The 4,860-nt window shown below is 68.7% G+C and carries 5 protein-coding genes; 2 read left to right on the forward strand and 3 right to left on the reverse strand.

Annotated features, from left to right (window positions below; genetic code table 11):
- The coding region (locus tag IE294_RS46275; protein ID WP_189895318.1) for a hypothetical protein at positions 1-375 on the reverse strand (375 nt) is incomplete at its 3' end.
- A 1,185-nt stretch (positions 376-1,560) separates the two neighbouring features.
- Positions 1,561-2,610, reverse strand: coding sequence for an LLM class flavin-dependent oxidoreductase (locus tag IE294_RS46280; RefSeq protein ID WP_229918250.1), 1,050 nt, complete (start codon positions 2,608-2,610; stop codon positions 1,561-1,563).
- 316 nt (positions 2,611-2,926) lie between these two features.
- Between IE294_RS46280 and IE294_RS46285 the strand changes: the two genes are divergently transcribed.
- Positions 2,927-3,718, forward strand: a complete 792-nt coding sequence (locus tag IE294_RS46285) for an SDR family oxidoreductase (RefSeq protein ID WP_189895320.1) — start codon at positions 2,927-2,929, stop codon at positions 3,716-3,718.
- Positions 3,719-4,044: 326 nt separating this feature from the next.
- Complete coding sequence (locus IE294_RS48880; RefSeq protein WP_229918251.1) at positions 4,045-4,209, forward strand: hypothetical protein; 165 nt, start codon at positions 4,045-4,047, stop codon at positions 4,207-4,209.
- Positions 4,210-4,400: 191 nt separating this feature from the next.
- Here IE294_RS48880 and IE294_RS46295 read toward each other — a convergent pair.
- Positions 4,401-4,860: alpha/beta hydrolase (locus IE294_RS46295; RefSeq protein WP_189895321.1), on the reverse strand; the 460-nt coding region annotated here is incomplete at its 5' end.

The raw sequence follows: 4,860 nt of genomic DNA on the forward strand, positions 1-4,860 counted from the left end.
GCTGAGGGCCCGGGACCGAGCCGCGCTGCTCATCTGCGCGGCAGCGGCGTTCACCTCGTCACGGATGGAGAGCGCGATCCGTTCCAGGGCCACCTGGGAATCCACCGCTTCGAGCGCGTCGTCGAGTTCGAGGAGCCGGGAACGCATGAAATCGCGGTACAGGCGGTAGGAGTCGAACTCCTCCCTGGTGACCTGGGCGAAGTCGGTGAGGCTGAGCCCGTCGACGAAGGGCAGATCGATCTCCAGGACCGGCCGGACCACGCGGCTGGCAAGGGGCTTGGTCCCCGCCAGATCTACAGCACGGCCATGCTCCACCAGGAAGTCGATGGACCGGTCACTGAACGAGGGCAGACGACCGGGTCTGCTGGCAGCCAATATTTCTTCGCCTGCCAACCTGAGCGTCCTCGCGTGTAGACCGGCAAGTACCAGGCAAGCTCGCTCCGCAGGAGAGGTTCAACGTCCAGGAGCCACCGCCCCACCTGGGCAAGGTCGTTGGTCACCATTCCGTAGTGATATGTCTCCGTGGTGACTGGTGGCAGAGTTTCTCCTCCGCCCGGACTGAAACTGTCGCCGATACCGAGAGTACTGCCCGATTTCGTGCACCGATCCGATGCCATGGTCGGACAACAGCATCGTGTCCGCGACCAGGACGATCCTCTTGGTGATATGAGTGAAGCTCCCCAACTCCGAGGACAGTCCGACGTAGTACGGGCAGGCAGCGGCGGCCTTCGTGCTCAGGAGGCGCTCGTAGTCAGGGTAGAGAGTGCGGGCGTAGAGGTGGGCAACGTCCTGGGGAGCGGCCCTTCTCGGCTTCGGAAGTGAGTCGAAGAACTCGTTCATCCGGACGGCTACAGCCCGGTTCTGGTACGCGCGGCGATCCCGCCACCCTCGCCATCCACGTCGAAGCATCCGTACAGCATTGCCGGAAGCCAAACTCCCGTCCAGAAGTCCACATCCCAGCAGAGTCGATGCGAACGGGCGTCCCGTGTCTGCCACCGGGCCCGTCAGCACCTCAGCCGCTCCGACCGATCAGGGCGATCGATCTTCGGCACCCCGTCCGCTTCCTGCGCGTGCGCGACGACCTGAGCCCCCAGCAGCTGCCGCCCCCAGGGATCAGCGCGGCGGAGTCGACACCCACGGGGGCCGCTTCCGTCAGAACCCGCCCCGAGGCGCGCAGCAGGAGGGCTCCGGCGCGAGCTTGAACGCGGCCACCAGCAGGGACGCCAGGACGTCGGCCCGGGAGAAACCGGTGACGCCTTGTCGGCCATGACCACGTCCGGGGCGATCGTGGGGCGGCCGGTGCGTCGGGCACCCGTAAGCGGGTCATGACCTGGGTGAACGCGGGTGCGCCGCCTGCCTGGCGGGGCGTGATGACGAAGGCCGGCGGACGACAGTAGCCGTCGGCGGCCCACTTCCGCAGGCGGTTATGGGTGCCCTTCCACGAGCCGAAGTGCTCGGGCAGGCCCATCCGTGGCGTCCCGGTGCGGTACTTGAACGCGATCGGAAAGGCCTGTGCCCGTGCATCACACGTGTGTGCTCGGCGGTCGTACCGGAGTGCGGTCAGTCGTGTGTGCGGCTCAGGGCGAACTCGTCCGCCACCATCGCGTAGGAACGCTTGCGGGCGGGGAAGTCGTGAATCATCGATGTGAGCATGAGTTCGTCGGCGCCGGTGCGGTGTCGCAGGTCCGTGAGCTGTTTGCGGATCTTGTCGGCCGTGCCGTGGATGACCGTGCTGAGCAGGAGGTCTGTGACCTGGCGTTCTTCGTCGGTATAGGGGTGCTTCGCGGCCGTCTCGGCAGCGGGCAGCGGGGTCTGCTTGCCCTGCCGGGCGAGTGTGAGCATCAGCGCCCCCGAGCGGGCCAGGGACAGGGCTTCGGGCTCGGAGTCGGCGCAGACGACGTTGGCGGAGACCATGAGGTATGGCGCGTGCAGCGTCTTCGACGGACGGAACTCGGCGCGGTACGTCTCGATCGCCTTCGGGACCTGAGCTGCGTTGATGTGGTAGGCAGCCGCGAAGGGCAGGCCCAGCCGCGCGGCAGTCAGCGCACCCGTTGTTCCCGACCCGAGCACCCACACGGGCAGACCGGGAGCGGCCGGCACCACATGCACCTGGTCACGGCTGTACGGATGGTCTTCCGGGAACTCGGTCCGCAGGAAGCCGAGGACCTCCTCGACCTGATCGCGGAAGGCGTCCGGGCCGGGGTCCTCACCGGTGCGCCGCAACGCCTGGGCGACACTGGCGAGTCCGCCCGGGCTGCGACCGATCCCCAGATCGATGCGCCCGGGGTGGAGGGCGTTGAGCACGCCGAACTGCTCGCTCACCACGAGGGGTGCGTGGTTGGTGAGCATGACGCCGCCGGAGCCGAGCCTGATGCTGCTGGTCACGCCTGCGAGGTGGGCGAGCAGTACCGCCGGGGCCGGGCTCGCCGAGGAGGGGAAACTGTGGTGCTCCGCAACCCAGAAGCGCCGGTACCCGCGGCGCTCTGCCTCCTGCGCCAAGGCGGCGGTCTGGCTCAGTGCCTCGGCGGCGGTGACGCCCTCTCCCACCAACGACAGATCGAGAATGGACAGTGGGGCCGGGGCGCTGTCGTGGGGCCCTGCGGAGGTCACACCGGTGTTTCCTGAGCCGGTCTTGTTGGGTACTGCCGTGTCTTCCATGCTCCGCCCTCCGAATCGAATCCGTCAAACGGACCCGAAGGTCCGTGCAAGCTCCAGATCGAACGGGCCCACGGGTCCGGTCCACGTGTGAGGTAGAGCACGCACGCAGACTGCGCGCAGGATGTCTGCGGGTATGACGCTGAAGTCTGCGCTTGGTGATCGACGCCCGGAATGCGGGCAGAAACATAACACGGGGCGCCGGTACGCGAAACACGCCCCGCACCACACAAACACGTGTGAACATCTGCGGCTGACATAGCATGAAGCCATGGAACTTGAAAATCGCACGATCGTGGTGACAGGTGGCGGCAGCGGTATCGGTCGCGCCATGGTCGAGCGTTTCGCGAAGGAACAGCCGCGCGGCCTCGTCGTGGTGGACCGTGACGGTGAGGCGGCTGCCGCTGCCGCCGAACAGGTCGGAGGTCTCGCGATCACCGCCGACCTGACCAGCGAGGCCGAGGTCAAGCGTGTCATCGCGGAGGCCGAGGACCGGTTCGGTCCCATCGACGTGTTTGTCTCCAACGCCGGCATTGTGCCGCCTCTCGGTGGCTTCGAGGTACCGGACGAGGGATGGCTCCAGCACTGGAACATCCACGTCATGGCCCACGTGTGGGCGGCGCGGGCCCTGGTTCCCGCCATGGCCGCGCGGGGCGAGGGCTATCTCCTGAACACCGCGTCTGCGGCAGGCCTGTTGATGAGCCCGGGTGCCGTCCCCTACACCGTCACCAAGCACGCCGCAGTCGCCCTGGCCGAGTCTCTGGCCGTGCTCTACAAGGACAGCGGTGTGCGCTTCTCGTGTCTGTGCCCCGCCCTGGTGGAGACGCCGCTCGTGGCGGGCGTGGACCACGACGCGGTGGGCAGGGCCGTCCGGGCCGCCGGCTCCGCCCTCGCACCTGCCACGGTCGCGGACATCGTTGTCGAGGGCCTGCGCCGGGAAGACTTCCTGATCCTGACTCACCCGGAGGTCCGGGACGCCGCGGCGCTGCGGGTGACCGATCCTGGCGCCTACCTGGACGCCATGAGCGGACTGTGGGCGGCCGTGGGTGGTACCGCGGTCTGAACCGGTGAGGCTCGCTGTGCGCGCCTCGGTCAGCCACACATCGCCGACGTACGATCGCGACCGCGCTCAAGGAAACGACGAACACATGGCTGCGCGGTCTGCTGCCCCGTCACGAGGCCGTGGCCGGAACTGCCCACGTGGTGCGCGACGACCTGCTGCACATCATGGCCGCGCACAACATCCCACCCGAAGGTCCATGAGGTGACGGCGCGGATACCGCACGGCAAAGGGATGGCGCGCCTCGCCTTGGAGCAGGACAAGCCGGTCCAGACTCGCAACCCCTCAAGGAGGACGACAGCGGCGCGGTCGAACCGGGCGCCAAGGCCGTGGAGGGCAAAGCCGCCGTCGCGCTGCCCGTCCACGGCGACGACGGCGCGGACCGCGCCGTCGTCGGGCTCGCTTGGACGGACGAACGCGACCTGAGCCCGGAGGAACTCGCCGTCATCGGCGAAGACGCGTCAACGCTGCCCGCCACCGCGATGCCGGTCTGACCACCCCGGGACGCCCGGCTCCCGGCGGCCGGACCCGGGGGCGTCGGAGCAGCGCCCCCCTTCCGCTTTGACGCCCGGCCCCGCCCGGGTGGTGGAGATACGAGCACCCGGGATGTGCGATGGGGCCCTCCACACAGCGGTGCACGACGGGACGCGCCCCCTCCCGGGGGTTCGTGGGGCGTGCGGGCCGTTCAGCTCGTGGTGCCGAGGTGGGTGGTGAAGTAGTCGGTGAGCTTGTCGACGGCGGGGTCGATGTACTGCCTCTTGTCGTAGAGGTCGACGTGGCTGGCGCCCTTGATCCAGTGGATTTCCTTCGGGCCGGTGGCGCGCTGGTGTGCCTCGACGGCCATCCAGGAGGTGACGGCGCGTTCGCCGATGATCTGGAGGATGGGGCGGGGGCCGATCAGCGGGACGGCGTGGAAGGCGTCGTGCAGGGCCATCCGGTCGATGCTCTCCCAGGCCAGGAACTTCGCGGACCGTTCGTGCTCGCCGCGCGGGGTGCAGTAGTACTCGAAGCCCTCGACGCCGTGCTCGCCGCCGAGCGCGGCGGCCTGCTCGGCGGTCTCCGGGAACATCGTCATCACGCCCGGGTCCTCGCCGCGGGCGGCGGCGGTGCGGGCCGCCGCGGCGGCGTCCAGCAGGGCCTGGAAG

Origin of the sequence: Streptomyces canarius, from assembly GCF_014650735.1 — a bacterium.
Lineage (GTDB): Bacteria > Actinomycetota > Actinomycetes > Streptomycetales > Streptomycetaceae > Streptomyces > Streptomyces olivaceoviridis.